The sequence below is a fragment of the Saccharopolyspora sp. NPDC000995 genome, from assembly GCF_053599315.1.
The window spans coordinates 1-26,381 of sequence record NZ_JBSFLZ010000078.1; the positions used below are offsets into that span (position 1 = coordinate 1).

General features: G+C 69.5%; 26 protein-coding genes and 2 pseudogenes. 4 read left to right on the plus strand and 24 right to left on the minus strand.

Features of this window, described 5'->3' with window-relative positions; all coding sequences use genetic code 11:
* The first annotated feature begins 691 nt into the window (after positions 1-691).
* A complete protein-coding gene (locus ACWDKQ_RS23165) occupies positions 692-1,603 on the plus strand; it encodes a serine/threonine-protein kinase (protein WP_450140844.1) in 912 nt (303 codons plus the stop codon).
* Positions 1,604-1,663: 60 nt separating this feature from the next.
* Here the strand turns inward: ACWDKQ_RS23165 and ACWDKQ_RS23170 are convergent.
* Positions 1,664-2,104 (minus strand): annotated as a pseudogene (locus tag ACWDKQ_RS23170) (ISAzo13-like element transposase-related protein); the annotation flags it as partial.
* A 37-nt stretch (positions 2,105-2,141) separates the two neighbouring features.
* On the opposite strand from ACWDKQ_RS23170, the pseudogene ACWDKQ_RS23175 reads away from it, so the two are divergent.
* A pseudogene (locus ACWDKQ_RS23175) lies at positions 2,142-2,344 on the plus strand (IS256 family transposase); the annotation flags it as partial.
* A 57-nt stretch (positions 2,345-2,401) separates the two neighbouring features.
* On the opposite strand, the gene ACWDKQ_RS23180 reads toward ACWDKQ_RS23175, so the two are convergent.
* Positions 2,402-3,655, minus strand: a complete 1,254-nt coding sequence (locus ACWDKQ_RS23180; RefSeq protein ID WP_450140845.1) for a DUF6986 family protein — start codon at positions 3,653-3,655, stop codon at positions 2,402-2,404.
* A gap of 129 nt (positions 3,656-3,784) precedes the next feature.
* Entirely contained in the window at positions 3,785-5,380 is a 1,596-nt protein-coding gene (gene aceB / locus ACWDKQ_RS23185) for a malate synthase A (protein WP_450140846.1), read from the minus strand.
* Between the two features lie 241 nt (positions 5,381-5,621).
* On the opposite strand from aceB, the gene ACWDKQ_RS23190 reads away from it, so the two are divergent.
* A complete protein-coding gene (locus ACWDKQ_RS23190; protein WP_450140847.1) occupies positions 5,622-6,401 on the plus strand; it encodes an IclR family transcriptional regulator in 780 nt (259 codons plus the stop codon).
* A gap of 115 nt (positions 6,402-6,516) precedes the next feature.
* Here the strand turns inward: ACWDKQ_RS23190 and ACWDKQ_RS23195 are convergent, their stop codons facing one another.
* From ACWDKQ_RS23195 to glmS, 6 genes are all read right to left on the minus strand, one after another.
* Entirely contained in the window at positions 6,517-7,158 is a 642-nt protein-coding gene (locus ACWDKQ_RS23195; protein WP_450140848.1) for a DedA family protein, read from the minus strand.
* The gene (gene tsaE, locus ACWDKQ_RS23200; protein ID WP_450140849.1) at positions 7,155-7,634 is read right to left on the minus strand and encodes a tRNA (adenosine(37)-N6)-threonylcarbamoyltransferase complex ATPase subunit type 1 TsaE; all 480 of its coding nucleotides are present in this window, start codon (positions 7,632-7,634) and stop codon (positions 7,155-7,157) included. Before tsaE ends, ACWDKQ_RS23195 begins: the two co-directional genes overlap by 4 nt.
* A complete protein-coding gene (locus tag ACWDKQ_RS23205) occupies positions 7,631-8,719 on the minus strand; it encodes an alpha/beta fold hydrolase (RefSeq protein WP_450140850.1) in 1,089 nt (362 codons plus the stop codon). The genes tsaE and ACWDKQ_RS23205 overlap by 4 nt, the downstream gene beginning before the upstream one ends.
* 106 nt (positions 8,720-8,825) lie before the next feature.
* On the minus strand, positions 8,826-9,971 hold the full coding sequence (alr, locus tag ACWDKQ_RS23210) for an alanine racemase (RefSeq protein WP_450140851.1): 1,146 nt from the start codon (positions 9,969-9,971) through the stop codon (positions 8,826-8,828).
* A gap of 276 nt (positions 9,972-10,247) precedes the next feature.
* Positions 10,248-11,765 carry an NAD(P)H-hydrate dehydratase gene (locus ACWDKQ_RS23215; RefSeq protein ID WP_450140852.1) on the minus strand — a complete coding sequence of 506 codons (1,518 nt, stop codon included), beginning with the start codon at positions 11,763-11,765 and terminating at the stop codon, positions 10,248-10,250.
* Between the two features lie 197 nt (positions 11,766-11,962).
* A complete protein-coding gene (glmS, locus tag ACWDKQ_RS23220; RefSeq protein WP_450140853.1) occupies positions 11,963-13,825 on the minus strand; it encodes a glutamine--fructose-6-phosphate transaminase (isomerizing) in 1,863 nt (620 codons plus the stop codon).
* Between the two features lie 116 nt (positions 13,826-13,941).
* On the opposite strand from glmS, the gene ACWDKQ_RS23225 reads away from it, so the two are divergent.
* Positions 13,942-14,778, plus strand: coding sequence for a dienelactone hydrolase family protein (locus tag ACWDKQ_RS23225; RefSeq protein ID WP_450140854.1), 837 nt, complete (start codon positions 13,942-13,944; stop codon positions 14,776-14,778).
* Here the strand turns inward: ACWDKQ_RS23225 and ACWDKQ_RS23230 are convergent.
* The 15 genes from ACWDKQ_RS23230 to ACWDKQ_RS23300 all read right to left on the minus strand — a co-directional run bounded on the left by ACWDKQ_RS23230 (position 14,707) and on the right by ACWDKQ_RS23300 (position 25,979).
* The gene (locus ACWDKQ_RS23230; RefSeq protein ID WP_450140855.1) at positions 14,707-15,054 is read right to left on the minus strand and encodes a hypothetical protein; all 348 of its coding nucleotides are present in this window, start codon (positions 15,052-15,054) and stop codon (positions 14,707-14,709) included. The two genes, ACWDKQ_RS23225 and ACWDKQ_RS23230, sit on opposite strands and share 72 nt — an antisense overlap.
* Positions 15,055-15,363: 309 nt before the next feature.
* Entirely contained in the window at positions 15,364-15,774 is a 411-nt protein-coding gene (locus ACWDKQ_RS23235; RefSeq protein ID WP_450140856.1) for a hypothetical protein, read from the minus strand.
* Between the two features lie 5 nt (positions 15,775-15,779).
* A complete protein-coding gene (locus ACWDKQ_RS23240) occupies positions 15,780-18,506 on the minus strand; it encodes a WXG100 family type VII secretion target (protein ID WP_450140857.1) in 2,727 nt (908 codons plus the stop codon).
* Positions 18,506-18,811, minus strand: coding sequence for a type VII secretion target (locus ACWDKQ_RS23245; protein WP_450140858.1), 306 nt, complete (start codon positions 18,809-18,811; stop codon positions 18,506-18,508). The genes ACWDKQ_RS23240 and ACWDKQ_RS23245 overlap by 1 nt, the downstream gene beginning before the upstream one ends.
* A gap of 144 nt (positions 18,812-18,955) precedes the next feature.
* Positions 18,956-19,177, minus strand: coding sequence for a hypothetical protein (locus ACWDKQ_RS23250; RefSeq protein WP_450140859.1), 222 nt, complete (start codon positions 19,175-19,177; stop codon positions 18,956-18,958).
* 42 nt (positions 19,178-19,219) lie between these two features.
* Positions 19,220-19,438 carry a hypothetical protein gene (locus ACWDKQ_RS23255; protein WP_450140860.1) on the minus strand — a complete coding sequence of 73 codons (219 nt, stop codon included), beginning with the start codon at positions 19,436-19,438 and terminating at the stop codon, positions 19,220-19,222.
* Positions 19,439-19,646: 208 nt separating this feature from the next.
* The gene (locus ACWDKQ_RS23260) at positions 19,647-19,790 is read right to left on the minus strand and encodes a hypothetical protein (protein ID WP_450140861.1); all 144 of its coding nucleotides are present in this window, start codon (positions 19,788-19,790) and stop codon (positions 19,647-19,649) included.
* A 9-nt stretch (positions 19,791-19,799) separates the two neighbouring features.
* A complete protein-coding gene (locus ACWDKQ_RS23265) occupies positions 19,800-19,958 on the minus strand; it encodes a hypothetical protein (protein ID WP_450140862.1) in 159 nt (52 codons plus the stop codon).
* A gap of 51 nt (positions 19,959-20,009) precedes the next feature.
* Positions 20,010-21,344 (minus strand): phosphoglucosamine mutase, encoded by a 1,335-nt coding sequence (glmM, locus tag ACWDKQ_RS23270; protein ID WP_450140872.1) that lies wholly within the window; start codon positions 21,342-21,344, stop codon positions 20,010-20,012.
* A gap of 245 nt (positions 21,345-21,589) precedes the next feature.
* Positions 21,590-22,117, minus strand: coding sequence for a 30S ribosomal protein S9 (gene rpsI, locus ACWDKQ_RS23275; protein WP_450140863.1), 528 nt, complete (start codon positions 22,115-22,117; stop codon positions 21,590-21,592).
* On the minus strand, positions 22,114-22,560 hold the full coding sequence (gene rplM / locus ACWDKQ_RS23280) for a 50S ribosomal protein L13 (protein WP_450140864.1): 447 nt from the start codon (positions 22,558-22,560) through the stop codon (positions 22,114-22,116). Before rplM ends, rpsI begins: the two co-directional genes overlap by 4 nt.
* A 368-nt stretch (positions 22,561-22,928) precedes the next feature.
* Positions 22,929-23,219 (minus strand): WXG100 family type VII secretion target, encoded by a 291-nt coding sequence (locus ACWDKQ_RS23285; protein ID WP_450140865.1) that lies wholly within the window; start codon positions 23,217-23,219, stop codon positions 22,929-22,931.
* 62 nt (positions 23,220-23,281) lie between these two features.
* Positions 23,282-23,593: a WXG100 family type VII secretion target gene (locus ACWDKQ_RS23290; protein ID WP_450140866.1), complete on the minus strand. Its 312-nt coding sequence runs from the start codon at positions 23,591-23,593 to the stop codon at positions 23,282-23,284.
* Between the two features lie 138 nt (positions 23,594-23,731).
* The gene (locus ACWDKQ_RS23295) at positions 23,732-24,085 is read right to left on the minus strand and encodes a hypothetical protein (protein ID WP_450140867.1); all 354 of its coding nucleotides are present in this window, start codon (positions 24,083-24,085) and stop codon (positions 23,732-23,734) included.
* A 64-nt stretch (positions 24,086-24,149) separates the two neighbouring features.
* The gene (locus ACWDKQ_RS23300) at positions 24,150-25,979 is read right to left on the minus strand and encodes a type VII secretion-associated protein (RefSeq protein ID WP_450140868.1); all 1,830 of its coding nucleotides are present in this window, start codon (positions 25,977-25,979) and stop codon (positions 24,150-24,152) included.
* Positions 25,980-26,381: the final 402 nt, after the last annotated feature.

Here is a 26,381-nt window from a genome sequence, read left to right on the forward strand (position 1 = left end):
GCGGGATGTCGGCTTCGGGTTCCGGCCGGGCCGTGCCGTTGCCGGCACTCCTTATGGCTGGGTGAGATCCGGGAGGGAGTGGGCTGCGTTGCGCGTGCCGCGACGGACGGCGACGAGCTCCACTCCACGTACTCCAACCTCGCCCTGAAGCTGGACTCCAAGGCCGTGTCGGCAGGAGGCGGTTCGTCCTCGAAGTGCTGCGACGACGACGTGTGGTCGACGGTGCCGGGGTCTTCAACGGGTCTACGGTTTCGGCATCGTCGACGCCGCCGCAGCCTTCCAGCAACCGCTGTGACCAGGCCATTATGGGTAGTGGTCCCGACCAACGACCACTACCGCCGACGGGTCCACTGCTGGGCTGAATTCGCGAATGGTGCAAAATTCCTCGACCGCGCGCCCGAATCCAGGAACAATGATCAATGCACCCGCCGCCGCGCGGGCACCGACCGATCCGGGAGCTCGGGCCGATGGACCTTTCGAAGCTTTTCAAGATGGTGTCCCCTGCGAAGCACCATTCGCACGGGGGCTCCAGCAGCGGCGGATACCGCCGTCGGAATTCCAGCAGCGGGGGGCACCGTCATCGCTACGACAGCAGCGGGCACGGCCACCGCCCGCACCGCTCGCGCAGCAGCAGCCACGGCCACTACCGCCGTCGCAGCCACAGCTGACGCCGGAAAATCGGCTTCCTTCGGTGCTGATCGATTCGTTGAGCTCCTACTACTACGGCGAACCGGACCAGGGCTGGGGACCATCGCAAGCGCCACTCGCGCCGGGCGAAGCACTCGCGCCCGGTTACCGGGTCGTGGGCCACTTGCGCCGCGGCAGCCGACTCGACGTCTACGACGTTTGGAGCGAGGAGCGGTCCTGCCGCTGCATCGCCAAGACCGTCCGGCCGGAGCGCGCCGCGGACGAACGCGCCGTGGGTTGGTTGCGCAACGAAGGCGTGCTGCTGACCCAGTTCGCGCATCCGCACCTGGTCCGCGGCTACGAAATCGTGCAGGCGGTGCGGCCGCTGCGCCCGGTGGTGATCACCGAGACGCTTCCCGGCCACACACTGGGTTTCCTGATCGAGGAATTCGGTCGGCTGCGGCCGATCGACACCGCGGTGCTGGGCATCCAGCTGTGCTCGGTGCTCGGTTACCTGCACCGCCGCGGCTGGGTGCACCTCGACGTGAAACCGTCCAATGTGGTCGAGGTCGGCGGGCGGGCGGTGCTGCTCGACCTGAGCCTGGCCTGCCGGATTGGCGAGCGCAGCTCGGCCGGGACGTTCGACTACCTCTCCCCAGAGCAGGCCGGTGGCAGCGAGATGACCCCGGCGGCCGACACCTGGGGCTTGGGCACCACGCTGTACGAGGCTCTTTCCGGCACCACGCCGTGGGCAGAGGTGTCGCACCGGCAGCGCAGTAGCAACGGCACCCGCTACTACCCGCAGCGGGACACCACCGCCGCGCCGCTGCGCACCCACCGCCGCCTGCCCGCTGCGCTGTCCCGAACGGTCGACGCGTGCCTCGTCCCGGACCCGAAGTCCCGCCCGACTGTTGCCGAGGTTGCGGACCAGCTGATCGCCTGGTCCGGCATGAACCCGGAGACCATCGACACCTGACCTGACGGATCTCCTTGCGCTGACCCAACCGGTGTTGCGGGCGACGTCGTAGATCCCTTACGGAAGGGCCTGCTCCACGCCCGGGCCGCTCAAGAAGAGTTGAGGATCCCCGACCTCGACCGGCTCCCTCCTGGGCCGCCACTCCCGCCCGGCCATCGGTAGCCGCCCCAACCGCTTCTTCGGGGCCACACTGATCACCGGCTCGTCGCCGGCCCGATGCTCCGTGACCTGCTCGTTGGTGTAGCGGGACCGCGCGTACCGGTCGGAGCTGAACCCGGCCGTCTTCAACAGTCGCGCCACGGCCGGGGCCGACACCGAGTGCCGCCACGCAAATTCCTCAGCCAAGTGCCGACCGACTTCGTCGTCCACCGCAGCGGCGACATCGGGTCACCACGCTCGTCCGGCTCCACCAGCGCCAGCAGAGCCTCCAGCGCGGCGGGATCGTTCTGCTCGGCCCGCTTACGGCCGCCGCCCGGCGCGGACCCGACCATCCGGAAAGGGACCAAGATCGAAAGCAACGTTGTGCTTTTACAGCCCTCACAAGATCGTCAACGTGCTCGCCGCACTGCCCAAGTCCGCACATTCCGGCGCGAAGAAGGCCCTACCGAAATCTAAAACGCCGAGGAGAGGCGGCACGCTCTGGACGCTGCGAAGGACTTCGACGCCGCCTGTGAGGCCAAATTTCCCAAAGCAGCAGCCAAAATCACCAAGGACGTTGAGGAGCTCCGCGCGTTCTACGACTTGGCACCGAGGAGGTGACCGGCGAACGGCGCCCCCCAACCCAACACTTGATCGGGATCAGAGGCGACCAAGCTTGCGGATCTCCGGTTCCGCCAGGCCGGTCATCTCCTTGACCTCGCCCGCGTCGGTGGCGCCGTTGTCCAGCGCCCGCACGAAGGACGCCGCCAGCGCTCGCGCCGTCGCTGGCTCGTCCAGCACCGCGCTACCGCTGGCCGACACGTACGCCGACAGCCGCGCCGCCTCGGCGGGAGCCGAGTCGCGGAAGGCCGCGAACACCGCCGCGTAGCGGGTCACCAACTGCGCCGGGTGCAGGTCCCAGCCCTGGTAGAAGCCGTGCTCCAGCGACCGGCGGGTGAGCCCGTAGTGGGTGCGCCAGCCGTGGTGCACCTGGTCGCCGACCGGCAGCACGTTGGTCGAGCCGTCGGAGAGGAACACCCCGGTGCCTGCCGCCGACACCTGCATCGCGTGCCGCGCGAAGTCGCAGGCGCGGTGCGCGAGGTGCTGGTGCGCGGCAGTCAGCCCGCAACTCGCGGTGTAGTCGTAGGTGCCGAAGTGCAGCCCGGTGACCCGGCCGCCGCCCGCGCGCAGGAACAGCGGGAGCGCGAAGCGCCCATGGGAGTCCACGATGGACTGGGTGGTCTCCACCTGGATCTCGAAGCGCAACGACTTCTCCGGCATGCCCAGCTGCTGCTCGAAGAGCTCCAATAGGCCGACGAACACCTCCACCTGCGCGGCGTCGACGACCTTCGGGAAGGTGAGCACGAACCCGGCGGGCAAGCTGCCCCACTGCTGCAACAGCGCGGTGAGAAAGACGTCCAGCGTGCGCACCGAGCGGGCGCGCAGCTCGGGGGTGTCGAAGGACTTCACCCGCAGCCCGAAGTTCGCTGGCTCGACGCCATCGCGCAGCCACTCGGCGACCACCCCGGCGGTGCGCTCGGCATCGGCGTCCTCGACGTCGTCGCCGGGCCGCCCGTAGCCATCCTCGAAGTCGATGCGCAGGTCCTCCACCGGGGAGTTCTGCAGCTTCGCCAGCACCCGCGGATGCACGGCCCGGGCGATCTGGTCGTCCAAACCGAGGATCTCGACGAAATCCTCGGGTCGGGGCGCGTCCCGGTCGAACGCGGCCAGCGCCTCCCGGCCCCACAGCCGCACCGTCTCGGCATCGACCTTGTTCGCCGGCACGTAGCAGGTGTGCACCGGCTGCCGGGCCGCGCTCGCCCCGGGGTAGGTGCGGGCGATGTGCTCGTCCACTGCGGACAGCCGGGCGAGCCGCTTCGCGATTTCGGCGGATTTCAGTGAGGTTCTTGCCACTTGCGCTCCCTTCGGTCCGGCTGCGGCGATGGGCCGCACGTCCTCGGTGATGCGATTTCAATGGACTCGCGGGCCTGATTTCCATTGAAATTGAGCAGGACGCACGGCCCCGGACTCACCGCGGCGTCATCACTGAGTGATCTGCTCGTAGGCGGGCAGCGTCAGGAAGTCGACGAACTCGTCGGCCACCGCCACCTGCTCGAACAGCTCGATCGCCCGGCCGAGGTTGTCGACCGGGAAGCTGTCTTCGGCCCGCAGCTGCTTCTCGGTGTCGGCCAGCACCTCGCGGACCAGGTCCGTGGTGACCTGCTCGCCACCGGCCAGCACCACGCTGTTGTGCAGCCACTGCCAGATCTGCGAACGCGAGATCTCGGCGGTCGCGGCATCCTCCATGAGGTTGTGGATCGCCGCCGCACCGTTGCCGCCCAGCCACGACACGATGTAGCGGACGCCGACGTCGACTGCGGCGCGCAGGCCCTCGATGGTCTTCTCACCGGGGGTGTCGGCCACCGACAGCAGCTGGTCGGCGGTCACCGAGACCTCGTCGCGGGTGCGGTCGATCTGGTTGGGCTTGTCGCCCAGCACCGCGTTGAACTCCTCGAAGCAGATCGGCACCAGACCGGGGTGGGCGACCCAGGAGCCGTCGAAGCCGTCGTCGGCCTCGCGCTTCTTGTCGTCGTGCACCTTGGTCATCGCGGCCTCGTTGGTGGCCGGGTCCTTGGTCGGGATGAACGCGGCCATGCCGCCGATCGCGAACGCACCGCGCTTGTGGCAGGTGCGCACCAGCAGCTCGGTGTAGGCGCGCATGAACGGCGCGGTCATGGTGACCGAGTTGCGGTCCGGCAGGATGTACCTGTCGGAGTCGCGGAAGGTCTTGATCACGCTGAACAGGTAGTCCCAGCGCCCGGCGTTGAGGCCGGCGGAGTGGTCGCGCAGCTCGTAGAGGATCTCCTCCATCTCGAACGCGGCCGGGAAGGTCTCGATCAGCACCGTGGCGCGCACCGTGCCGTGCGGGATGCCGAGCTCCTGCTGGGCGTGGGTGAAGGTGTCGTTCCACAGCCGCGCCTCGAGGTGGCTCTCCATCTTGGGCAGGTAGAAGTACGGCCCGCTGCCGCGGCTGATCAGTTCCCTGGCGTTGTGGAAGAAGTGCAGGCCGAAGTCGACGAACGCGGCGACCACGGGCTTGCCGTCGACCAGGATGTGCTTCTCGTTGAAGTGCCAGCCGCGGGGGCGCACGAGCGGCACGGCGTGCTTGACGTCGTCGCGCAGCTTGTAGTGCTTGCCCTCGGCCGTGGTCAGCTCGATCTGCTTGCGAACCACGTCGTAGAGGTTGACCTGGCCGGAGACGACGTTGTGCCAGTGCGGGGTGTTGGCGTCTTCGAGGTCGGCGAGCCAGATGCGGGAGCCGGAGTTCAGCGCGTTGATCGCCATCTTGCGGTCGGTCGGACCGGTGATCTCGACGCGTCGGTCGGCGATGTCGGCGGGCGGCGCGGCCACCTGCCAGTCGCCTTCGCGGATGTGCTGGGTCTCTTCCAGGAAGTCCAGCCGCCCCTTCGCGCTGGCCTCGGCACGGCGCTGTTTGCGGCGGGCGAGCAACTCGTCGCGGCGGGCGCCGAAGGCGCGCTGCAGACTGGCGACGAACGCGAGTGCTTCCGCGGTGAGGATCTCGTCCCCGCGCTCGACGGCACCGCCGAGCACCTGCACTCCTGCTGGCGTTTCGGACATGAGAAGTCCACCTCTTTCTGCTGCCGGGTTCCAGACGGTGGCTTGATGGCTCACCTTGCCGCGTGGCGGACTGTCGCGCACTCGACGGGCGCGCGACAGCCGTCCCGCTAGCGGTACGCCCGTTATTTTTTCTGCATCGTGGATGTTAGTTTCCATATAGCGTCCGAGGCAACATGAGCTGGCGCACCCACCACGGACTAGACTGCTGCCCAGCCATCCACAGTGGAAAGGGAGTTCTGCGATGACCACTGGCCCGCAGCGGGCGACTCAGGGCGGAGGGGTGCAGTCGGTCGAACGCACCTTCGAACTCCTGGAACTGATGGCTGACGCCGGCGGCGAAGTCGCCCTGTCCGAGCTCGCCGAGAAGTCCGGCTTGCCGCTACCGACGATCCACCGCATCATCCGCACCCTGGTAAGCAACGGCTACGCCCGGCAGCAGCCCTCCCGCCGCTACGCGCTCGGACCCCGGCTGATCCGGCTCGGCGAGACCGCCAGCCGCGCGCTCGGCTCCTGGGCCCGCCCGTACCTGGCCGAGCTCACCGAGGCCACCGGCGAGACCTCCAACATGGCGGTGCTCGATGGCGAGCAGATCGTCTACGTCGCGCAAGTCCCCTCTCAGCACTCCATGCGGATGTTCACCGAGGTGGGCCGCCGGGTCGACGCGCACGCCACAGCCGTCGGCAAGGCCGTCATGGCCACCATGCCAGCGGAGACGGTGACGCAGCTGCTCTCCCGCACGACGATGCAGCCGCAGACCGAGCGCACCATCACGACGGTCGAGGCGATGCAGGAGGAGCTCGGCCGCATCCGCCAGCAGGGCTACGCGCTGGACGACGGCGAGCAGGAGGTCGGCGTGCGCTGCTACGCGGTCGCCGTGCCGGGCGCGCCGGCGGGCGCGGCCATCTCCATCAGCGGGCCGGAAGGCCGGATGACGAGAATCTCGACCGACGAGGTCATCCCACTGATGAAGCGCCTAGCCAACGACCTGTCGGCCGAACTCAGCGTCGGCAACACGGCCTGACCCGAGGCCACCACCCGAACCACACTGGCGCGAACGGACCGTTCACCTCACCTACCCCGGATCCACACACCGGTGGATCCGGGCCTACCGACGCAAACAGGCCGTTCGCCCCAACTCAGCTAGCGAAAACCCCTCTGCAGCGGCGAAAAGTGCTTACCGGGTTTGGTGGAGCTGCTTGCGGCGGCGGAGCCACCACACCGCCAGCACGAGCAGCGCTGCGATGCCCAGCAGCGGCAGCCCCAGCAATCCCGCTGCCGCTTCCACCTTCTCGTACGCCGCGCCCGACCAGGCACCGAGCAGCACCCACGTCGTCGCCAACGCCGCTGCGAGGCGCGACGTTGCAGATCGTGAACCGCAGGTGAGTCATGCTGTTTCGACCTGCGAGCCGAGGCATCAGCGTCCGCACCACGGCGAAGCACTGCGACGCCGCCACCGTCGACTTCGCGCGTCCGTCCAATGCGGACTCCGCCCGCGCGAACCGCTTCTCGCCGAACCGCTTGACCAGCTGCCGCCGCAGCAAACCGTCCCGGCGACCGCGGAAGTAGCCGTGCTGGCAACCGGAAGCCGTCGCGCCGAATGCGCTGATCGCGGCCACCCACACCTCCACGACACCGTGCCCCGCCAACCACCCCAGCGCCAGTACGGTGGCCGAGCCCGGTAGGAAAACCCCGAGCACCAGGCCGGATTCGGCAAACAGCAGCGCCACGGCCACGGCGAGCGCGAGCGGGCCGGGTATCCCGCCCAATAAGTCCGTCACCGGGCGAGCAGTTCGGCTAGACGCGGAGACCAGGTTTCGCCTTGCGGCTCCAGGCTGATCTCGCGGACGTCGTCGTCCCGGCGGCGGATCCGCAGCAGCAGGTAGGAATCCGCGAGCCGCTCGGCGAGGCCCTCGCCCCACTCGACGACCACCGCGGCACCCGTCAGGTCCGTGTCCAGGTCCAGGTCGTCGATCTCGTCCAACCCGGCCAGCCGGTAGGCGTCGACGTGCACCAGCGCCGGGCCGTCACCGGATTCCGGCCGGTGTACCCTCGCGATCACGAACGTCGGCGAGGTCACGGCGCCGGTGACCCCCATGCCCACGGCGATCCCCCTCGCGAGCACGGTCTTGCCAGCACCGAGCGGCCCGTCGAGCAGCACCAGATCACCCGCGCGCAGCGCGGCCCCCAGCCGTCGGCCGAACTCCAGCGTGTCGGACTCCTCCGGCAACTCCACGATCTGCAGTGCAGGGCTCAACTTCCGGTCACCTCCCCATCCCCCGCGGCCAGGCGGATCAGCTCGATCAACTCCTCGGTCACCAGCTCAGGACGCTCCAGCATCACCGGGTGCCCGGCGCCCTCGACCCGCACCAGCTTCGCGTCCGGCAGTTCCGCGGCGAGCACCTCGGCGTGCGGCGAAAACGGGGTGACCCGGTCGGCATCGCCGCTGAGCACCAGCGCCTCGCAGGTCCGCAGCGCGGCCAGCGCCGTCCTGCGGTCGTGCAGGTTGATCGTCTCCAGGAAGTCGGTGACCACCTCGACGGTGGTGGCGCCGATCATCTCAGCCATCAGGTCCACGATCTTGGGCGAGACGTCGCGGTCCCCGAACGACAGGTTGCGCACCAGGCTCCAGGCCAGCTTGTCCCCGAGCCGGCGGGTGCGTTCCACCAGGCCGGGCTGGAAGTCCGCGAGCAGCGCGAGCCCGCGCGGCACCGGATTGGCGCGGTGCAGCCATGGTCGGGCGAGCCCGGACGCACCGACCCCGCCGGCGGCGGTGCCGATCAGCGCGACCGCGCGGACCCGGTCGCGGAACAGCTTGGGGCGCTGCTCGGCTAGCGCCATGATCGACATCCCGCCCATCGAATGCCCCACGAGCACGATCGGGCCCCGGCGCGCCGCGGAGCGCAGCACCGCGTCGAGGTCCCTGCCGAGCTGGTCGATGGTGCTGTTCTTCTTGCCGGAGTGGCCGGATCGGCCGTGGCTGCGCTGGTCGAAGAGCACCAGCCGAACCCGCGGCGCGGTGAGCTCCGGCAGGTCCCGGCGCTGGAAGTGCCAGCAGCGGGAGTCCAGCGCGAAGCCATGCACGAGCACCACGGTCAGCTCCGCTTCGCCGCCATCGGCGGGTTCGATCTCCTGCACCGACAGCGGAACCCCGTCATCAGCGGCCACAGTGGACTGCCGGTCCGGGCGGAGCCTGCCGAGCGGCTCGTCGGCGTAGGCCTCCTCGAACTTGCGCTGCGTGGCGACCCGCGAGCTGCGCGCCGCAACGCCGACAGCGGCACCGGTGATCGCGGCACCAAGCACCCCGCTCGTCCAGGCCAACGCCTGCCACACCGGCTTCACAGCGACTCCACGGTGACCGAACGTCCTGCTCCGCTTGCCAGCATAGGCATGCCGCTCACGGATTTCCGGCGCTTCGCGGTCGGCTCGCGCGAGCAGCGGACCTCGCTCATGACGTCTCCACGTCGACGACGGTGCGCGTGACCCTCGGCCGGTACATGCCGGTGACGATCTCGTAGTGGATCGTGCCGATCTCATCGGCCCATTCCGCAGCCGTCGGCTCGCCCCGGTCGCCCGGCCCGAACAGCAGCACCTCGTCGCCTTCCCGTACCTCGTCGTCGCCGCAGTTCACGACCAGCTGGTCCATGCACACCCGGCCGACCACCGGGCGCCGCTTCCCGGCCAGCCACACGGACATCCGCCCCGACAGGGTGCGCGGCACGCCGTCTGCGTAGCCGACCGGCACTAGCGCGAGGTTCGTCGGCCGCACGGCCGTCCAGCTCTGCCCGTAGGAGACCGCTTCGCCCGCCGCAATGCGCTTGGTAAGCGCCACCGAGGAGCGGAACGTCATGGCGGGGCGCAGGCCGTGATCGCCATGCTGCGGAACGGGATCCAGGCCGTAGACGGCGATGCCCGGCCGAACCAGCTCGAAGTGCAGGTCTGGGCGGGTCAGCACGGCCGCCGAGTTCGCCAGGTGCCGGATCGGGTTGAGCCCGGCCGCCCGCGCCTGCTCATAGGCCCCCTGGAAGCGTTCGGCCTGCCGGTCGATGGAGGGGTGGTTGAGCTCGTCGGCGCACGCCAGGTGCGACCACACTGCCACCACCTCGACGTGCCCGTCCGCCTCGGCCTTCGCCGCGGCTTCCACCAGCGCGGGCCAAAGCTCGGCCGGGCAGCCGTTGCGGCACAGCCCAGTGTCGATCTTGAGGTGGATGCGCGCGACCCGGCCGCGCTGCTCGGCCGCGGCGGCGATCCGGCCCAGGCTGGTCTGCGAGGAGGCGGAGAGCTCGATGTCCGCGGCGACCGCCGGGGCGAAGTCGTCGTCCTCGACGTAGAGCCAGCACAGCACCGGGGCCGTGATGCCGGCGGCGCGCAACTGCAGAGCCTCGCCGATCGATGCGACGCCGATCCGGTCCGCGCCCGATTCGAGTGCGGCGGCGGCAACCGTCACCGCGCCGTGTCCGTAGCCGTCGGACTTCACAATGGCCATCGTGCGGGCGCCCGAACTGCGGGCGCCCGCCGAGAGCACCTTCATGTTGTGGCGGATCGCGCCGACGTCGATGCGCAGGTCGGCGCGGTACGTGGGCTGGTCACTCATGGCAGGCACATGGTCGCACACCACCCCACCATTGCTTCCGAGGTATCGGACCGCCCGAACTCCGACGCCCCGCCCCTGACCAGCCACAGCGCACCGTCGCGGGAAGCGGCCCACTCGGCTGAACGTGAACTTCCGGCGAAATTGCCCCCACGCCGCACGCCAACACGGCTCGCGACGCCGGGTGTGCGATCCGGGCTGCGCACCTCGCATCAGCACGATATTTCGCAGCTTAAGGCTCGTGAGCGCGTTGACCTGCGCAAGGTGTGGCTCAGACCCTCACGGCAGCGCCGCTTCACGGACCGCCCGGATCGCCGTCGGGACGGCCGCGAGCAGCGCGGAGGCTCCGATCGGGGCGCCGACCTCGGCCGGGGGCCGGGTGGGTGCGCCGTGGGCGGCGAGGTCGGCCGCGCGGGCGTGGACATGCGCGGCGTATCCGCAGGCCAGCCACGGTTCCACCCCGCTGGCGAGGAGCGCGCCGATCAGGCCGGTGAGGACGTCGCCGGAGCCCGCAGTGGCGGGCCAGGCGTGCCGCGAGTCGTTGACGAGCGCCCGGCCGTCAGGCGCGGCGACGATGGTGGTGTTGCCCTTGAGCAGCACCACCGCGTCGAAGCGCGCGGCGACTTCCCGCGCCGCGGAGACCCAGTCCTCGCCCAATTCCGCACCGGAGAGCCGCGCGAACTCGCCCGCATGCGGCGTCAGCACCAGCGGCACGTCGGGGTCGCGCGCGTCCCACAACGTGTCGTCGTCAGCGAACAGCGTGATCGAGTCGGCATCCGCGCACACCGGGAGTCCGGATTCCAGCACGTGCTGCAACACATCGCGGCCGCTGGCTCCGGTGCCTATTCCCGGTCCCACGGCCCACGCCTGCACGCGTCCGGCGTCGGTGACCGAACCGGTCGCCACCACCTCCGGCCAGCGCATCCGCACCACGTCCGCGGCGGGCCCCGCATAGCGCACCATGCCCGCGGTCGCCTGCACCGCTGCGCCGCTTGCCAGCACCGCAGCACCCGGATAGGTCGCCGACCCGGCGGCTATGCCGACCACGCCCTGGCTGTACTTGTCGTCGGTCGGTCCCGGAACCGGCCAGCCCGCGCCGATCTCCGCGGGTTGCAGCAGGTAGAGCTCGGGCTCGGGCAGCTCGTCAGCGACCCCGATGTCGATCACTTCGACGTCGCCGGAGCGCACCGCACCGGCCCCCAGCACGTGGCAGGGCTTGCGCCCGCCGAAGGTCACCGTGACGTCCGCCAGCACCGCCGGTCCGTCGACCGCGCCGGTGACCGGATCGACGCCGCTGGGCAGGTCGACCGCGACGATCGGCACGTCCACCCGGCGCACCAGCTCCGCCGCCGTCGGCCGCAGTGACCCCCGCGCGGACAGGCCGACGATCCCGTCGATCACCACGTCGGCGCGCTCGACCGCATCCGCGGCCTCGGCCCCGATCCCCGCGGTGTCCGGGCTCGGCCCCTCGGCGGGCACCGCCCGGCCGCCAGCGCGGCGTAGCGCGGCGAGACCCGCGGCGTGTGCCTTCTCCGGGGCCAGCAGCACGGCAGTGACACCGACCCCACGGCGCCGGAGGAACGCCCCGGCCCACAGCGCGTCGCCGCCGTTGTTCCCCGCGCCGACGAGCAGGGTGACGCGGCGACCGGCGACGCCCCCGGTAAATTCGGCGAGGACCCGCCCGGTGTGGACGAAGACGGCGTACGCGGCGCGGCGCATCACCGCCGGTTCCGGTGTCCGGGCGAAGAGCCGCTGCTCAGCGGCGCGGATCTGATCCGGGGTCCACACTCCTTGCATCGCGTCCTCCCTCATCACCGATCGACGATGCCGCAACAGTCTGCCCGCTCGCGGCGGCGGTCCACGCCATCCCATCCGGGCATTTCGCCAACCAGGTCCCATGAGCGCTCACGACCCGGCAACCACACTTTCAGGCAAGAGTGAGGGGCACCCCTGCCCGGCTAAACCACTCAAGGGTGCCCCTCACTTCGAAAAGATCACTCGACGGTGACGGACTTCGCGAGGTTCCGGGGCTTGTCGACGTCGTAGCCGCGGGCCCGGGCGATCTCCGCCGCCAGCACCTGCAACGGAACCGTCGACACCAGCGGCTGCAGCAAGGTCGGCACCGCCGGGATCGTGATCAGCTCGTCGGCGAACGGACGGACCTCGTCGTCGCCCTCCTCCGCGATCACGATGGTCCGGGCGCCGCGCGCCTGGATCTCGCGGATGTTGGACACCAACTTGGAGTGCAGCAGTGCCCGCCCCTTCGGGGAGGGCATGACCACGACGACCGGCAGGCCTTCCTCGATCAGCGCGATCGGCCCGTGCTTGAGCTCACCCGCGGCGAAGCCCTCGGCGTGCATGTAAGCGAGCTCCTTGAGCTTGAGCGCGCCCTCCAACGCCACCGGGTACCCGACGTGCCGCCCCAGGAACAGCACCGCCTTTGCGTCGGCGAGCTCCCGGCCCAGCTGCCGCACCTGGTCCACCGTCGACAAGGTGCTGCGCACCGCTTCGGGCATCGCGGACAGCTCCGCGAATTCCCGCGCCACCTCGTCGGAGTACTTCGTGCCGCGCGCCTGCGCCAGGGCCAGCCCGACCAGGTAGTTCGCCGCGACCTGGGCCAGGAACGTCTTCGTCGCCGCGACCCCAATCTCCGGACCGGCGTGGGTGTAGAGCACCGCGTCCGACTCGCGCGGGATCTGCGCGCCGTTGGTGTTGCAGATCGCCAGCACCCGCGCCCGCTGGGTGCGCGCGTGCCGCACCGCCTCCAGGGTGTCGGCGGTCTCCCCGGACTGGGAGATCGCCACCACCAGTGTGTCCCGACCGAGCACGGGGTCGCGGTAGCGGAACTCGCTGGCCAGCTCGACCTCGACGGGCACCCGGCACCAATGCTCGATGGCGTACTTGGCGAGCAGCCCGGAGTGGTAGGCGGTGCCGCAGGCGACGACGAAGACCTTGTCGATGTCGCGCAGGTCCTGCTCGGTTAGCCGCAGCTCGTCGAGGACGATGCCGCCGCTGGCGAAGTGGCCGCGCAGCGTGTTCTCCAGCGCCTCGGGCTGCTCCTCGATCTCCTTGAGCATGAAGTAGTCGTGACCGCCCTTCTCGGCGGCCGACAGGTCCCAGTCGACGCTGAACGGCGTGGCCTCGACGTCCTCGGCGAAGAAGTCGGTCACCCGGTAGCCGTCGCGGGTGATGGTCACCACCTGGTCCTGGCCGAGCTCCACCGCGTCGCGGGTGTGCTCGATGAACGCGGCGACGTCCGAGGCCAGGAAGTGCTCGCCCTCGCCGACCCCGACGACCAGCGGCGACGACCGGCGAGCGGCCACGATATTGCCGGGCTCGGCGGCGTGCGTGACGACCAGCGTGAAGGCGCCCTCTAGGCGGCGGGCGACCGCGCACACGCTGGCGGTCAGGTCGCCGGCGGTCGGCCCGTCGGCATAGGCGGCGGCGACCAGGTGCGCCGTCGTTTCGGTGTCGGTGTCGCTGGCCATCTCGATGCCCGCGGCTTCCAGCTCTGCGCGCAGCACGGCGAAGTTCTCGATGATGCCGTTGTGCACCACCGCGACCTGCCCGCTGGCGTCGCGGTGCGGGTGGGCGTTGCGGTCGGTCGGTGCCCCGTGGGTCGCCCACCTGGTATGCCCCATGCCGCTGTGACCTGCGAATTCGCTGCCATCGACCTCGGCGAGGCGCTTCTCCAGGTTCGACAGCGCGCCAGCGGCGCGCTCCACCGCGAGGCCGCCCTCACCGTCGAGCAACGCGACTCCCGCCGAGTCGTAACCCCGGTACTCCAGCCGCCGGAGTCCGCCGAGGACGACTTCGAGCGCCTGACGATGTCCTACGTAACCAACGATGCCGCACACTCGGCCCAGCGTAGCTACTCCACATGGTCTGAACCTGTTTGAGTCAGCCGGTTCGGGAACCGCCTCCCGTGGCGGCTACCGGACGTGCACGAGCAGGTCCGCTACCGTTGCTGACCATGGCGCGCACTGCCAAGAAGGCCCCTTCCGCGAAGAACGCGTTCGAAGAGCTGTCCCGCCGCGGACCGCACGACGTGCTGCACGGCGATCTAGCCCTCGTCGGGCTGCCCGGCATCGTCTGCACCCCGCGCAGCGGCCTCGGGCTGCCAGCAGTCGCGTTCGGGCACGGGTGGCTGCAGCCGCCCCGCCGCTATCTGGGCCTGCTCCGGCACCTCGCCTCGTGGGGCATCGTCGTCGCCGCGCCCGGCACCCAGCGCGGCGTGTTCGCGTCGCACCGGCTGCACGCCGCCGACCTGCGGGCCGCGCTGGACGTCTGCGTCGGCGTCCGGCTCGGCGAGGGCGGAATCAGCGTCGACGAGAAGCGGCTCGGGGTAGCCGGGCACGCCATGGGCGGCGGCTGCGCGGTGCTCGCGGCGGCCGAGGACAAGCGGATCCGCTCGGTCGCGACGCTGGCCGCCGCCGAGACCATGCCGTCGGCGTTCGAGACGGCGAGCCGCGTCGAGGTGCCGGGCCTGCACATCGCCGCGGGCCGCGACCTGCTGGCCCCTCCGGTGGCCAACGCCGAGCCGATCGCGCGCGCTTGGGGCGGTCCGGTGCAGCTGCGGACAGTGAAGAAGGCCAGCCACCTCGGTTTCACCGAGGGCCGACACTGGACGCAGCTGGTGCTGCACGGCAAGCCCGAGTACGCGACGCAGCGCGTAACCAGAGCCCTGCTCACCGCGTTCTTCCTCCGCACGCTGGTCGGCGATCGGCGCGGTGAAGCGCTACTGGCCATCGACTTCGGCGGCAGTCACATCGACCACGAGCACAGCCGCGGCGACCTCACCGCTGCGTGACTCGCAGCTTCTCTGAGCGATCTCCAGAGGGACCGCCTTGGCGCCATGCTCGGCTTCGTAGATCGGCTTCGTCGATCGGCATCGGCCGTCTTCGAGGCCGTAGCTCTTGTCCGTCCCGTCGTAGCTGGCGCTGACCACCTTGGTTGTCTTTCGGAAGACCACGAGCCCCTCGACGCTCGACGTGTCGCCGGCGAGGAAGGCGGCCTCGTCCCACGGGCCCTCGATGTCGGCGATGCGCGCCGCCTTCGTGGTCTCGCGCTGGTGGCCGTAGCTCACCTGGGCGTTTCGAGGCGTTCCCCGGAGTACGTCGAGGCGCTGCCGTCGAACCTGGATGTGCAAGTCGCAGTCGCTGGTGCCGTCCTGGCCCTTCACCGGCGCGACAAGCGACCCCGAATGCGATCGTGCGAGCGGGAAACCCGATCCCGGATCCCCTGTCTTGCGAATCGTTTGCGAATTGACCACTGTGGACGTCGATCACGGTAGTTACCTCGCTTTTGCCCGGAATCGACGTTCTGGCAGGGATTTCCGCACCCACTGGCGGAAAACCAAGCGGGGCGCGGAAATCTCCGCACCCCGCCGTGGGTGTCACCTCAGCCAGCTCTGGTTCTCGTAGTCGTCGTCATCGTCGAACGCCACCTGTCGGCGCGGTGCCGGCTTGGGGGCCGCCGGTGGCGGCGGTGGCGGCGGCGTGGGCCGAGCTGCCTGCTGCGGTCGTTCTTCCTCGTAGTCGCCGGCTCCGAGGCTGATCTCGTTGCTGTCCTCGTTCCGCTTGCCCGCCCAGTCGTTACGGGGCTTGTCCTCCGGAGGCTGGGCGTTGGCGGCCTTCTCGACGAGCGCCTGCTTTCGCTCGTCCGCTGCCGCCTTGATCTCCTCGTTGTTCTTCGCCGACGCAGCCTCCGCGGCGCGGACGGCGTCCATGCTGTCTTCGACGCCATAGCGGTGCCGCGCGACCAAGGTCGCGATCTCGTCCGCGACCTTCTGGTTGATCAGAACCACCGCGCTCACCTCTCCCGGTTCTCGCCCAGCACCGACCGGAACCGCACGTTCGACGAATCGACGCCGTCATCGAAGAGCTGGCCCTGGGTTCGCCACGGGCTGCTGTTGCTGCGCTCCTGCTCACCACCCTGCTGACCGCCATGGCCGCCGCCCATCGCGCCCATGCCGCCCATCATCCCGCCGCCCATGGCGGAGCTCTGGTTGGCGGACTGGCCGGCGTGCGCTCCCTGAGCGCCCTGCGCCGAACCACCGTTGCGGTCACCGCCCAGCGACGACAGGCCGGTGGCGCCCTGCGGGCTGCCACTCTCGGCGTCTCCAAGGGAGGCCAGGCCGGTCGATCCGTGCGCGTCGGGACCGCCGGGCACGCCCGGCTGGTCCGGGCCGCCGAACAGCTGGCCGGAGGCACTGCCGAACGAGTTCTGCACCCCGTCGGTAATGCTGCTGAAGGCGCTCATGCCCGCGGACTGCGCAGCGGTGGAGGCAGGCGTGCCCGCCGCCGCCGGCTCGGTGCCCGCAGGAACTCCGCCGCTGGTGTCGTAGGCAGGAATGGTCGAGCCCACGCCGTAGGCGGGCGAACCGAATCCGGGGTCCGCCGCGGGCATCGTGCCCATCCCGCTGCCGTAATCCGGAGCAGCGAAGCCGGAGTCCGGCGCGGGCATGGTGCCCACGTCGGGCGCGGCGAATCCGGGGGCGGGCGCGGGCATGGTGCCCACGTCGGGCGCGGCGAATCCGGGGGCGGGCGCGGGCATGGTGCCCACGTCGGGCGCGGCGAATCCGGGGGCGGGCGCGGGCATCGTGGTGGCGTCCGGCGGTCGGGGCACCTCGCCTGGCTGAGCTTCGGCGGGCATGGTCGTGATGCGGTCCGCCCCGTCGATCGGCTTCGCCTGGTCGCTGCCGAAGTCGATGGTCTGGTTCAGCGGCGGCTGCCCGCCACCGTTGTCCACGTTGACCTTGACCTGGCCGTCCGGCGTGCGCTCCAGCGTGATGGTGCGGTCGCCCTCGCGGATCACGGCCTTGCCGTCCTCGCCCGCCTGCACCGGGATCGGACCTTGGCCACCGGGCGGCCCGCCGACGCCGCCGGGCACCTGCCCCGGCGCGGGCATCGTCTGGATGCCCTCGGCCCCGGGCCCACCCGAGCCCGCACCGGCGCCACCCGCCGGGCCGAAGTCGACCTCGTACGTCTTCGGCTTGCCGTCCGGGCCGATCAGCTCGACCTGCGTCTTGCCGTCCGGGGCGGGCTTCTGGACGGAGACCGCGTCGTCGCCCTCGCCGAGGGTCACCTTCTCCTGTTCGCCCTGTTCACCGAGGCCGCCACCCGCTCCGGGGGCTTCGGGCATCTCCGGCATCTCGGGCGTCTTCGGCATCTCCGGCGCGCCGCCGCCACCGGCGCCGCCGCCTCCGGAGCCCGCGCCACCGGTACCGGAACCTCCGCCACCGGTGCCGGAACCACCGCCGCCGGTGTTGTTGCCACCGCCCTGGTCGTCACCGCCGCCCTTGCCGTCTCCGAGGCCCTTGAACGGGTCATCGCTGACCTTGGCGGCCTGCAGCATCTGGTCGTATGCGGCCTGGACGGCGTCCTGGGTTGCCTTGCTCTGGTCCCTGAAGCTCTGGTACTTCTGCTCCATCTCGGGCTTGAACGACTGGTCGAGCCACTTCTTGGCGTCGTCGATCAGGCCCTGGCGGATCTGGTCGCAGGCATCCTTGGCCCCGAAGAACTGGCCGATCAGCCCGCCGATGGGGCCGCCGAGGATCAGGCCGATCGCCTGGTCCTTGATGATCGACCAGGCACCCGAGAAGATGTCATCGATCCCGATGTCCTTGAGGTCTTCGAGGTTGATGTCGCCGCGCGCCTTGCGGATCTCGTCCTTGGTGTCGTCCGGGTCCTTGCCGGCGCACTTGATCTCCTTGCCCAGCTCCAGTACGAACTTGGCGTATTCCCGCACGGCCTGCTGGATGCCGTCGGCTGCTGGAGTGATGGCGCCGGCCATGTTCTCGGTCTCGTTGGTGACCGTCGTGCCAGCCATGCTGTAGCTACCGACCTTGGATTCGGCGGCGTCCGCTGCCGAACCCTTCCAGGTCTGTTTGGCGCCCCGGAACGCCTGGCCCATCGAGTCGTTCTGGTCCAACAGCGCCTTCTGCACGCCGCCCAACCGCTCAGCGTCGGCCCGGAACGCGCCGAAGTCGATCTCGCGGAGCTGGTCGTACTCCTGGACGACCTCGCCCTTGAAGTCCGGCCCCTTGCCTGCCCAATCCTGGTACAGCGGCAGGAACTTCGCGAAGAAGTCCAGCCCCATCTTGCCGTTGTCGAGGAGTTCGTCGGAGGTGTTGACGGCGCCGCCGTCCTCCAACTTCCCCTTGGCGTCCTCGAACTTGCCCTTGCGCTCCTCGGCGGCCTTGGCCTTCTCCTGCAACGCCGAGAAACCGCCGTCGGTGATCGACTCGAAGAGTTTGCCGCCGATCGGGTTGACGACGGACATCGCGGTGTCCGCGATGCTGCCCGCGTTGTCGACCAACCAGCTGCCCGCGTCGGAGGCCGTCTCGCCGAGCCACTCGCCGACGTCCTGCGCGGCCCCGCCGATCGCACCACCGACTTCCGATCCGATCTTCGCGCCCGCCGCGGCACCGGCCGGCCCGAGCACCAGACCGGTGACCCCACCCTGGATACCGCCGACAACCGAACCGACGTCCTCGCCGAAGCTGCTTTCCTCTTCCTTCTTCTTCTCGTCCGCCATCAGGCCTGAACCTTCCCGACCTCTTGGGCACCGGATTCGTCGCGGGCCTGGTATTCCTTCGCGGATTCGGAGAAGCTCTCGGAGAGCTTCGATCCGTGCTCGGCGAACGACTCGATGTTCTTCCCCAGCTTGTCCAGCGCGTCCTTGTAGGCCTTGCCGGCCTCGTGGAACTTCTTCCCGAACTTCTCCGCGGTCAATTTCGTCTCGGTGGCCGCCTTGGCCTGCTCTTTGATCGCCCCAGCACCGTCGGAGAACGCATTGGCCGCCTTCCCGACATCACTTCCCGAAGTCTGCGCCCCGCTCATCGCGCCCCCTTCACCCGACCTGTCGCGCACGTCTCAGCGGGTGTGACGGCGCGGATGATTCGCTGGTTCCTAATCTTGGCAGGTTCCCCAGGGTTAAACGGCCGGTCCGCCGAGGTGCTTGCATCCGTGAAGGTGAGAAGTCGATCACTGAGGCGTCTGCGGACCCGGCGGCGGGCCGTAGCCCGGCTGCGGCGGGAACTGCTGCGGCAGGTACTGCTGCTGGGGCGGCTGCGGGGCGAAGCCCTGTTGCGGGAACTGCGCAGGCCGCTGGGCGTTGTTGCTGTTCTTGACGATCAGAAGCCCGGTCAACGCACCGGCCCCGCCGCCGCAGAGCAGGCTGAGCACCAGCGTGATCACCAGGTACAAAGTTTCCCCCTGCTAGTCCTGAACGGATCTGTTCGTGGTCGCTCAATGCTGGTAGGGGCCCTGCGGCGGCGGCCCGAAACCCTGACCCTGCTGCGGCGGAAGACCCTGCTGCGGCGGCGGCGAGAAGCCCTGCTGCGGCGGGAACTGCTGCATCGGCGGCTGCGCCGGAGCCTTGTTCTTCGCGATCATCGCGACGAGCGCGCCACCACCGGCACCGGCGAGTGCGCTCACGACGATCACGATCAGGATCTGGAAGATCACCGGAACCTCCAATCGTTCGACCAGGAACCGAACTTATCGGAGGGCACTGCGTCCGAGGCAGCGGAGGACCAGAATCGTTCAACGCCGCCGGAGCAGCACCAGCACGAGCACCACCAGGCAGATGGCCGTCGCGACGCCCAGCAGCGCATCGGCGAACCTCAGATCAATGCAGATTACGGCATCGCATGATCTCGGGCTCAGCCGATGATCAATACAGGCCGCCGCCCTCGAAGATCAGGTGCAGGCCCCAGCCCTGCGCCAGCACGACGGCGAGCACGAACGCGCCCAGGATCATGAGCACGAGGGGCACCACGAGAACGATCAGCAGGTCACCGAACACTCGCCCGCGCACGGCGCACGCTCAGCTTTGACGTCTACGGTTGACGAACCAGGATCTGCTCTCGTGCGCGACGTTGACGGCTTTCATGCCGGCCAACGCGAGCGCGGAGAGGATCACGATAGCGACGACGAGCCCGACAGCGACGAGCCCCACGACCATGGCGACAACGATGGCACCCATGTGAGCAGGGTCTCACAGATCGCGTCGCAATGAGAGATCAAAATCACAAGATCACCGGATTGTGGCAACGATTTCCGCCAAACGCTCCGCCACGGCCTGTGCGCTCTTCTCGCTCGGCGCCTCGACCATCACGCGTACCAGCTGCTCGGTGCCAGATGGGCGCAGCAGGATCCGACCGGTGTCACCGAGTTCCCCCTCGGCCGCCGCCACCGCGGACGCCACCTCGGCCGCCGTGACCGCCGCGGCCTTGTCCGCCACGCGCACATTGATCAGCACCTGCGGCAACCGCCGCATGACCTTGGCCAACGACGCCAGCGGGGTGCCGGTGGCCGACATCCGGCCCATCAGCCGCAACGCGGTGAGCAGGCCGTCGCCGGTGGTCGCGTGGCCGGGCAGCACGACGTGGCCGGACTGCTCGCCACCGAGCGCGAAACCGCCGGCTCGCAGCTCCTCCAGCACGTACCGGTCGCCGACGGCGGTAGTGCGCAGCTCAACGCCCTGCTCGCGCATCGCCAGGTGCAGGCCGAGGTTGCTCATCACGGTCGCGACCAGCGTGTTCTCCGTGAGCTCGCCGGACTCGTGCATGGCCACCGCGAGGATCGCCATGATCTGGTCGCCGTCCACTGCGGTCCCGCTGGCGTCCACCGCGAGGCAGCGGTCGGCGTCGCCGTCGTGCGCGATGCCCAGGTCCGCGCCGTGTTCGAGCACCGCTGCCTGCAGCACGTCGAGGTGGGTCGAGCCGACGCCGTCGTTGATGTTGATGCCGTCCGGCTCGGCGTGGATCGCGATCACCTCGGCGCCCGCCCGGCGGTAAGCCTCCGCAGCGGCGACCGAGGCCGCGCCGTTGGCGCAGTCCACGACGACCTTCAGCCGGTCGAGCGACTGCGGAGCCGCGGTCAGCAGGTGATCGACGTAACGCCGCACCGCGTCGGGGACGTCGTGGACGCGGCCGACGTGGGCCCCGGTGGGCCGGTCGACCTGCTCGGTCAGGCGAGCCTCGATCTCGTCCTCGACTGCGTCCGGGAGCTTGTGCCCGCCAGCCGCGAAGAGCTTGACCCCGTTGTCCGGCATCGGGTTGTGCGAGGCGGAGATCATCACGCCGAGGTCCGCGCCCAGCTCCGCGACCAGGTGCGCCACCGCCGGGGTGGGCAGCACGCCGACCCGCAGCACGTCGGCACCGGCCGAGGTCAGGCCCGCCGTGACCGCGGCCTCCAGCATCTCGCCGCTGGCGCGTGGATCGCGGCCGACCAACGCCACTCGGCGCTGCGAATCGTCCCGGTCGTAGAGCACCCGCGCGGCCGCTGCGGCCACCGACATCGCCAGCTCCGGCGTCAGATCCGCGTTGGCCAACCCGCGCACCCCGTCGGTGCCGAACAACCGAGCCATCAGCAGCACGTCCTCCTCGTGTGACGCGGAAAACTCCGCGGGGCGCGAGATCGGACGCGCCACGTCGGGTTGTTGTCTTTTCAGCGGCGAAGCCGTTTATCCCACGCGGGCGTGGCAACCGCCTGCGGGCGTGGTGATTTTGACACCAACGCGGCGCGAGTCGGTAGACCGGCGCATACGACTGCGGGAGCAGTCCCGTCCGCAGTGGACTGATGACTGCTCCCGCAGATCGGATGAAGTTCGCGTCAGCGCTTGCTGTACTGCGGCGCCTTGCGGGCCTTCTTGAGACCGTACTTCTTGCGCTCCTTCTCCCGCGCGTCACGGGTGAGCATGCCGGCCTTCTTCAGCGCCGGGCGGTCTTCGGCCTCGTAGGCCACCAGCGCACGGGCGATCGCCATGCGCAGCGCACCGGCTTGGCCGGACGGGCCGCCACCACGCAGGGTGGCCAGCACGTCGAAGCTCTCCACACGCTCGACGGTGACCAGCGGCTCCTTGATCAGCTGCTGGTGCACCTTGTTCGGGAAGTACTGCTCGAGGCTCTTGCCGTTGAGCTTGAAGCCGCCGTTGCCCGGCACCAGCCGGACCCGGACGACGGCTTCCTTGCGGCGCCCCACGGTCTGCACCGGACGGCCGGTCGGCACCGGGATCGGAGCCGGGGCAGCCGCCTCGGCGGTCTCCTCGACCTCGGCGGTCTGCTCGACCTCGGCGGTCTCCTCGACCTCGGCGGTCTCCTCCGGGGTCACGTTCTCTTCCTGCTGAAGTTCGTCAGTCACTTCTCGACCTTCGCGTTGATCTCGAACGGCTGCGGGTTCTGGGCCTGGTGGGGGTGCTCCGGGCCGGCGTAGACCTTGAGCTTCTTGCCCATGGCGCGGCCGAGCTTGTTCTTCGGCAGCATGCCCTTGATCGCCTTTTCGAGCAGCCGCTCGGGGTGCTTCTCGAGCACCTCGCCGAAGGACTGCTTGCGCAGACCACCGGGATAGCCGCTGTGCCGGTACTGGAACGCCTGGGTGCGCTTGTTACCGGTGAGGGCCACCTTCTCGGCGTTGACGACGACGACGAAGTCGCCGGTGTCGATGTGCGGCGCGTAGGTCGGCTTGTGCTTGCCGCGCAGCAGCGTCGCGGCCTGAGTTGCCAACCGGCCGAGCACCACATCCTCGGCGTCGATCACATGCCAGGCGCGGGTCACCTCGCCGGGCTTCGGGCTGTACGTGCGCACGGATCTACCTCGTCGTCGTTCGCGTCGGAATCGTCAGTGCGGAGCCCGTCTCGATCACGCCGGTCGGTTCCCGCAGGAATTCTCCCGGGAACCGGCACGTCCGCCAGTTCCGCCGCCGTGACCGCGATCCCCGAGAGGCCCGATTCACTGGCGCGAACTGCAGCCGCGCACCGCACAACAAAGAATGAGGGTACTTGGTGGCTTCCGGCCCGGTCAAAACGGGTCCTCAGTAATTGCTCGGAGGTTTCTGACCTGGCAGATCGCCGGAACTAGGATAGCGAATGCCGGGGGCGGTACCCGCGCGACCCCGGACAGCGTTGCGGCCCCGGCGCTCGCCGGGGCCGCAGATCGCTGTTCAGCGGGTGGGATCAGCCACCGAAGCGACCGGCGTTCTTCTTCTCACCGGCCTGGAAGGACTCGTTGGCGGCCCCAACGGCCATGCCCATCTTCGCGGCGGTCTCCTGCATGCGAGCCGCTTCCTCGTCCCAGGACTTCTGGGCATCCTGGTACGCGGCCACGGCCTCGCCCTCCCAGGTGGAGACGAGCTTCTGGATCTTGCCCTCCAGGTCGTCCAGCTCACCCTGGATCTTCTGGGCCGCAGCCTGCAGGTCGTCCGAGGCCTGCTGCAGCTCGGCGAAGTTGACTGCAATCTCGCTCATTGCTTATCCCCTCAAATACCTATGGTCAAGAATTCGGAGCGTACGACTTTTCGAAGTGCGGCTCAGCCGTCGAGCATCGCCGTGATCTTGGAGATCTCCTGGGCCTGCTCCTCCTGGACCTGGGCGTAGTCCGCACCGGAGCTCTGCACGTTCTGGCCCAGCTCGTCGAGCTTCTGCAGGATCTTCTTGCCGCTTTCTTCGTAGGAGCCCATCAGCTTGCGGAACACGTCCGCGGCCGCGCCCTTCCAGTTCGCGACCGGCCCCTCCAGCTGGCCGCTCAGCTGCTGGAGCGCCTGCTCGACGGCGTTGCGAGCCTCGTCGATGTCCTGCGACGCCTTCTCGATCGCCTCGACGTCTGCACCAATTCCAGCCATCTCTGGATGACCCCCTTCAAACTCGTCATCAAGTTCGGATGAACCTGCGACGCAGACATTGCCATGTTCGGTTCCACGTTGTCCTAGATTTCTGCGCAACCCGTTGCTGATGTAAACGCCGGGCGCGGAACCCGCAGGTCATCGCATGATTCGCGCTTGCGAAAAGTCGAGATCACTGCCGTCGGAAGGCGTTTGCTCTTGCGATTTCCCGGCCGTCGACTCGTTCGCGGCGGTGTCCGGGCGCACATTCGACTCAATTGCCGAGAACTCGGGAACTTCCAGGCCCGCCCGGCTGCGGTAGTCGATCGCCACCGCCCGCTGCGCGGATTCGGCGGCGCAGCTGCCCGTCACCACGTGCTTCGCGAGTTCCCTTGTGTGCCTTCGGAAATCATCGGCGCGGTGGTGCGCCTCGTCGCGGGCCCGCCGACTGCGGCCCACCGCATCGGCGAGTTCGGCGCGGAATTTGCGGACGGAATCCGCTGGATCTGCCATGGCAATGTCTCCCTGTCCGAGGGCCGCGCGAAATCCATTCCACCGCGGCGAATTCACCGCCGGTTCAACGGACCTTGATGGAACCGACGACCTGTTCGCAAGCGCGGACCACGTCGTCCTTGCCGACCGAGCCGTACTTGCAGCCGACGAGAACCCGGAATTGTCCTCGGTGCAGCACGTACCACTCGACCGTCGCGTCCGGCATTTGTTGCCGGTAGTACACCACGTCCCGACCGGCGAAACTGGTGGACGGGTTGAACAAGGAGAACGGTTCGCCGGCCGCGACCTTTTGCTGGTAGTCACTGAGCAGTTGCTGAACCGCCCGGTTCCGGTCGGTGTCGGTGTCGAAGTCGAGCTTCCCCTCGTTGACCGCGATAACCGAATCCTGCGCGGCGTCCTCCGGGGCGATCAGCGTCTGCCAGTTCTTCGGGTCGCCGCCGATCTGCTTCCAGTCGCCAGGGTAGGAGAACTCGTAGTCGTACTGCGCGGCCCGCCGGGCCGGGCCGCCTCCTTCGGCCTGCGGCTGGCCGCTGCTGGTGATGACCAGGGTCAGGACCACGCCGACGGCCACCACGATGGCCGCGCCGGCACCGATCAGCCACGGCAGCTTGCGCTTCTTCCGGCTGGGCCTGCGCGTGACCGGCATCGTCTGATCGCTGCCGCCGATGACGACGGTCCGGGCACCGCTGAGCGAGTCGCCCGCGGTCACACCGGCGCCGATCGGGGAGACGCTCGCGGAGCCGACCGGGGGCGGGCCGGGTACCGGATAGGCGCGCACCGTCGATGCGCCCGCCCAGGCACCGGCGGGCGCCAGTCCGCCGCTGCGGTCCGGATCCAGCCGCACCGCCCTGAGCGCGCCGCGCGCCACCACGGTTTCGGGCTGGTCCAAAGTGGTCGGCACCACGCCAGTGCGCTCGTGGATCAGCCGCGCCACCATCGGGATCCTGCTCGATCCGCCGACAAGGAACACGCCGGCCAACTGCTGCCGTTGCACCTTGCCCTCGCGCAGGGTGGCCAGTACCAGGTCGGCGGCCTTGCCCAACGGCCCGGCGATCAGTGCCTCCAAGTCGACGCGGGTGACGTGCGCGTCCGAGAACGGCGGCGGCAACGGGACGTCGGTGTAGGTGTGCCGGGACAGGGTCTCCTTGGCACCGCGGACGTCCTGCCGCAGCACCCGGCGGCGTCGGCGATCGGCCATGTCGCGGCCCTCGACTAGCCTGCGCCACGCCTCGGGATCGGTGGCGGAAACGAGCCTGCCGATGTGGTCCAGCAGCGCCTGGTCGATGTCTGCACCGCCGAAGTTTGGTTCGCCGCGGGTGGCCAGTACCTGGAACGACGAGCCCTGCTTGCACACCACGCTGGCGTCCACCGTGCCACCGCCGAGGTCGAGCACCGCCAGCGCGCCGCCGTCGGGGAGGCCGTGACCGGAGGAGTGGAACACCGCCGCCGCAACGGGTTCCGGCACCATGACCAGTTCCTTGCCCAGTCCGGTGGCGGCCTTGCGCAGCTCGGCGGTGCGCATCGCGCCCCAGTCCGCGGGGTGGGTCAGCACCAGTAGATCCACGGCCGCGCCGCCGGCGAAGCGGCGGGCCTCGCCGACCGCGCGCTGCAGCACGGCGCGGATCACGTCGACGACCTTCAGCACGCTGCTGCCTAGCAGCAGCTCGCCTTCGTCGATGCGGCGCTTCGGGTGTGGCTCGAAACGTGCTGGGTCGACTGCGGCCTGGCGTTCGGCCTCGTGCCCGACGAACAGCGTGCCGTCCGCCGCCGCGAAGACCGCGGACGGGACCAGCGGCTGCCCATCTATCACCACCACCTGCGGTTCGGCACCGCCGACGGACACCACCGTGCATGTGCTCGACGTGCCGAAGTCGATCGAGACGTGCAGGGACACCCAGAACTCCTTCACCGTCGCCGAAGCGCCTTTTCCGGCGACGTCTGTCGTCCGACCGCCGATTTCTCGGCGCGCCGACTCCCCCCGAGCACCCTAGAGGTTAAGGGTGCGAGCGCACCAACAGTCTGCCCCTGACCGGGTGATCAACGCGACCACCTGTCACGGATTGTTGCCATCCGAACGGGGTGAGGGGCCCCGCGCCAATTGGCCGGGGCGCGGGTGTGCCTCACCGCGCCCGACCCCCCGCGACGCGACCCAGCGGTGAAGTCCTGCTCGGCGAGCCGAATCGGCCATCTCCGCCGGCCACTTACCGGCGTCAGCAGTGCAATTCCAACCATCCGAAGTGGACCAGTTCCGCGAGACTCCGCACGCGCCGCCGACGCATTCCCGCCGCGCCGATCC

What these genes read in the sequence shown, in the direction of transcription:
- aceB (WP_450140846.1), bottom strand. Translation starts at nt 5,380, where the DNA reads ATGTCCGAAACGCCAGCAGGAGTGCAGGTGCTCGGCGGTGCCGTCGAG.
- ACWDKQ_RS23190 (WP_450140847.1), top strand. Translation starts at nt 5,622, where the DNA reads ATGACCACTGGCCCGCAGCGGGCGACTCAGGGCGGAGGGGTGCAGTCG.
- alr (WP_450140851.1), bottom strand. Translation starts at nt 9,971, where the DNA reads ATGAGTGACCAGCCCACGTACCGCGCCGACCTGCGCATCGACGTCGGC.
- ACWDKQ_RS23215 (WP_450140852.1), bottom strand. Translation starts at nt 11,765, where the DNA reads ATGCAAGGAGTGTGGACCCCGGATCAGATCCGCGCCGCTGAGCAGCGG.
- ACWDKQ_RS23225 (WP_450140854.1), top strand. Translation starts at nt 13,942, where the DNA reads ATGGCGCGCACTGCCAAGAAGGCCCCTTCCGCGAAGAACGCGTTCGAA.
- ACWDKQ_RS23240 (WP_450140857.1), bottom strand. Translation starts at nt 18,506, where the DNA reads ATGGCGGACGAGAAGAAGAAGGAAGAGGAAAGCAGCTTCGGCGAGGAC.
- ACWDKQ_RS23245 (WP_450140858.1), bottom strand. Translation starts at nt 18,811, where the DNA reads ATGAGCGGGGCGCAGACTTCGGGAAGTGATGTCGGGAAGGCGGCCAAT.
- ACWDKQ_RS23265 (WP_450140862.1), bottom strand. Translation starts at nt 19,958, where the DNA reads ATGGGTGCCATCGTTGTCGCCATGGTCGTGGGGCTCGTCGCTGTCGGG.
- glmM (WP_450140872.1), bottom strand. Translation starts at nt 21,344, where the DNA reads ATGGCTCGGTTGTTCGGCACCGACGGGGTGCGCGGGTTGGCCAACGCG.
- ACWDKQ_RS23285 (WP_450140865.1), bottom strand. Translation starts at nt 23,219, where the DNA reads ATGAGCGAGATTGCAGTCAACTTCGCCGAGCTGCAGCAGGCCTCGGAC.
- ACWDKQ_RS23290 (WP_450140866.1), bottom strand. Translation starts at nt 23,593, where the DNA reads ATGGCTGGAATTGGTGCAGACGTCGAGGCGATCGAGAAGGCGTCGCAG.
- ACWDKQ_RS23295 (WP_450140867.1), bottom strand. Translation starts at nt 24,085, where the DNA reads ATGGCAGATCCAGCGGATTCCGTCCGCAAATTCCGCGCCGAACTCGCC.